At 71.4% G+C, this 3,231-nt stretch carries 3 protein-coding genes; 2 read left to right on the plus strand and 1 reads right to left on the minus strand.

What is annotated here, in order from left to right; translation table 11 throughout:
* Positions 1-445 precede the first annotated feature (445 nt).
* Positions 446-802 (plus strand): MFS transporter, encoded by a 357-nt coding sequence (locus ABT369_RS21855; RefSeq protein WP_350614379.1) that lies wholly within the window; start codon positions 446-448, stop codon positions 800-802.
* Here ABT369_RS21855 and ABT369_RS21860 read toward each other — a convergent pair.
* The gene (locus ABT369_RS21860) at positions 786-1,409 is read right to left on the minus strand and encodes a thioesterase family protein (RefSeq protein WP_350614381.1); all 624 of its coding nucleotides are present in this window, start codon (positions 1,407-1,409) and stop codon (positions 786-788) included. The genes ABT369_RS21855 and ABT369_RS21860 overlap by 17 nt on opposite strands.
* An 88-nt stretch (positions 1,410-1,497) precedes the next feature.
* On the opposite strand from ABT369_RS21860, the gene ABT369_RS21865 reads away from it, so the two are divergent.
* On the plus strand, positions 1,498-3,117 hold the full coding sequence (locus tag ABT369_RS21865) for a class I adenylate-forming enzyme family protein (protein WP_350614383.1): 1,620 nt from the start codon (positions 1,498-1,500) through the stop codon (positions 3,115-3,117).
* Positions 3,118-3,231: the final 114 nt, after the last annotated feature.

Consider the following 3,231-nt stretch of genomic DNA (forward strand, 5'->3'; position numbering starts at 1 on the left):
GACCCTCAGCAAGTCCTATCTTCCCAGCTCAGAAGGCACCCGTTCCTCATCCACCCACCATGTGGGAAGCCCTCAATGAAGGGCCGGGGCTAAGCCGTACACAATCACTCCCTGATTGCGACATTCCTTGAAGTGCAGGACAACGTTCCGCGCGCGATACGGCGCCATTCGATGGTTTCGGAAAAGAAAAGATCACTCAACGACTAAAAGGACGACGCGTTCCGGCAGTGCTGCAACACGTCGATCGTGAAAAATCGACTATTGCCGCTATCTGCTATTTTGGGCGTTGACCAGCCGGAGCGCTTGATATGCGTTGATGTCGGCTCGCACTTCCCCGACTTCTCGCACGGGATGCACTACCGAGTTCGCTGCCAACTTCGCGGCACCATGAGTCCAGTCCTGCGCGGGGTCACCGGGACACCCCGCGACCACGAGCGGGTCCTGGGTGATTGACGCCTGCCTGCTGGGCTTCGGCGGCATTCCCGGCCGTCGCGACACCTTCGTCTTCGGCGTCGCGCCGTTCACTGTCGCCTCGCTGATCGGTGGCTTCGCCCGGTCCGGCGCCTGGCTGATCGCGGCCAGGGCGGTTCAGGGCGCTGGCGCCGGCGCCGGCATCGCCTCGCCGGGCACGCCGGCACTGCTCACCATCGACCTCGCCGAGGGCCCCGCACGGACCCGAGCCCTCGGCATCTCTTCGGCCGTCTCCGCGGGCGTCGGGGAACCGCCGCCGGGAAACCGCGGCGAGCGACCCGCGCGGCGCACCGGGGGCCCATTCCCGGCCGGGTTCAGCCGGCGAGGCTGATCAGCGTCTGGGCCACCTGCCCGTCGCCGACCTCGCGGCCGTCCACTGTGGCCACGACGTCGAAGAGGTACCGCCGGCCGCGCACTTCCGCGAGCGCCGCCGTCACGGTCACGGACTGTCCGATATAGGCCGGGCCGGAGTGCCGTACCCCGATCCACGTGCCGAGCGACGCCGTCGCCGGCGTGAACCGCGCGCGCAGAATGTCGGCCGCGGTGTCCTCCATGAATGCGATGATCGACGGCGTGCTCAGCACCGGATCGGCGCCGGGCACGTGGTCGGTCGTCACCTCTTTGGTCACCGCGAACTGCCGGGTGAGTGTGACGCCCGGCTCGAGGCCGGCGCGCAGCAGCGCGTGGGGCCGGGGCGTGCGGGCCGGGCCGCGGCGGATGCGCACGTCGGCGATGATCCTGTCGCCGGCGCCGATGCGCACGGTGACCGTGTGTGTTCCCCGCGCCGCCACATGCGCGCGCAGCGGGCCGGTGAGCGGGTCGCCGTGCCAGATGAGCTGTTCCACGTGGCATTGATCCGGCAGCGGTACCGGCGGCAGCCCCGCCGTCACCGCCAGGTCCAGGGGTTCGCCGATCGGCGCCTGCCAGATGTCGTCCACGCGCGCTCCCGCCTTGACACGGTCTCTCCGACCGACACAGAATGACACAACCAAGCGCTTGTTTGGTAGATGCGAGAGGGGTCGGCTCGTGCACTTCCCACCCGGAACGGCTCCGGCCGCCGGCAGCGTTCACGAACGGTACGTCGCGGACCGGCTCGCCGACGTCGGCCGCTGGGGCGACGAGACCCTGCCCGGCGTGGTGCGCCGGCACGCGGCCGAGGACCCGGACGGGCTCGCGTTCATCGCCGGGGACGATCGCATGACCTGGCGCGAGTTCGACGCGTGGTCGACGGGCTTCGCGCACCGGCTGGTCGCGGCGGGGCTGGAGCCGGGGGCGCGGGTCGGGGTGCTGCTGCCCGACGGGGTCGAGGTGCACGTGGTGTACCTGGCCGCGATGAAGGCCGGGGTGGTCGTGGTCGCGATCGGGCCGCGGGCGGCGCGGCTGGAGGTGCGGCACCTGCTCACCGTGGGCGGGGCGACGGCCCTGGTGAGCTTCGCGGAGCACCGCGGCGAATCGGTCGCCGGGATCGTGGCGGGGCTCGGCATCGATACGCACCTGGTGATCGCCGACCTGTCGGCGCTCGTCGAGCCGGCCGGCTCGACGGAGGGCTCGCTGGAGGGCCGGGAGCTCGGGCTCGGGGACATCCACCTGCTCAACTCGACCTCCGGCACGACCGGGATGCCGAAGTGCGTGGTGCACAACCAGAACCGCTGGTTCTACTACCACGAGCTCGCCGTCGAGTGCGGCGACCTGCGCACCGACGACGTATTCCTCACGCTTATCCCGGCGCCCTACGGCTTCGCGCAGTGGACGGCCAACTTCACCCCGACGCTGCTGGGCGCCCCGACGGTCGTGATGCCCCGGTTCAGCGCCGACGAGGCCCTGCGGCTCATCGAGCGCGAGCGGGTGACCGTGGTCTGCTGCGTCAGCACCCAGTTCATCATGATGCTCAACTCGCCGGTGCTGGAGGAGGTCGACCTGTCCTCGCTGCGGTGCATGTTCACCGGCGGCGAGGCGGTGCCGTTCGAGCGGGCGGCGGAGTTCGAGCGGCGGACCGGCGCCCGGGTGCTGCAGTTCTTCGGCTCCAACGAGACCGGCGCGCTGTCGCGGACCTCCGTCACCGACACCGTCGAGCAGCGGCTGCGCACCGCCGGGAAGGTCATCGACGAGATGCGGGTCCGGCTCTTCGCCGAGGACGGCACCGACGTCACCGCCGCGGGCGGCCCGGGCCAGGCGGCGTGCGCGGGCCCGGCGACCTGCCTCGGGTACTTCGCCGACCCCGAGGCCAACGAGAAGCTCTTCACCGCGGACGGCTGGATGCTGACCGGCGACATCTGCACCATCGACGCCGACGGGTACCTGCGGGTGGTCGACCGCAAGTCCGACTTCATCATCCGCGGCGGCAAGAACATCTCCGCCGCCGCCGTCGAGGACCAGGTCGGCACCCACCCCGCCGTGGCGATGGTGGCCGCGGTCGCGGTGCCCGACCCGACCTTCGGCGAGCGCGTGTGCGCGTTCGTCGTGCTGCGCGAGTCCGCGACCCTGGACCTCGACGCCCTGCGCGCCCACCTGGACGCCCGCGGCGTGTCCCGCGAGAACTGGCCGGAGCGCCTCGAGCTCGTCGAGGACCTCCCGCGCGGCTCCGGCGGCAAGGTGGCCAAGGCGCAGCTACGCGCCCGCCTCCGCGGACCGCAACCGGCCGCGTAGCGTCGCGGCTCCGGCGGGAAGGTGGCCAAGGCGCAGCTACGCGCCCGCCTCCGCGGACCGCAACCGGCCGCGTAGCGTCGCGGCTCCGGCGGGAAGGTGGCCAAGGCGCAGCTG

The organism is Dactylosporangium sp. NPDC000244 (genome assembly GCF_040300725.1).
Classification (GTDB): domain Bacteria; phylum Actinomycetota; class Actinomycetes; order Mycobacteriales; family Micromonosporaceae; genus Dactylosporangium.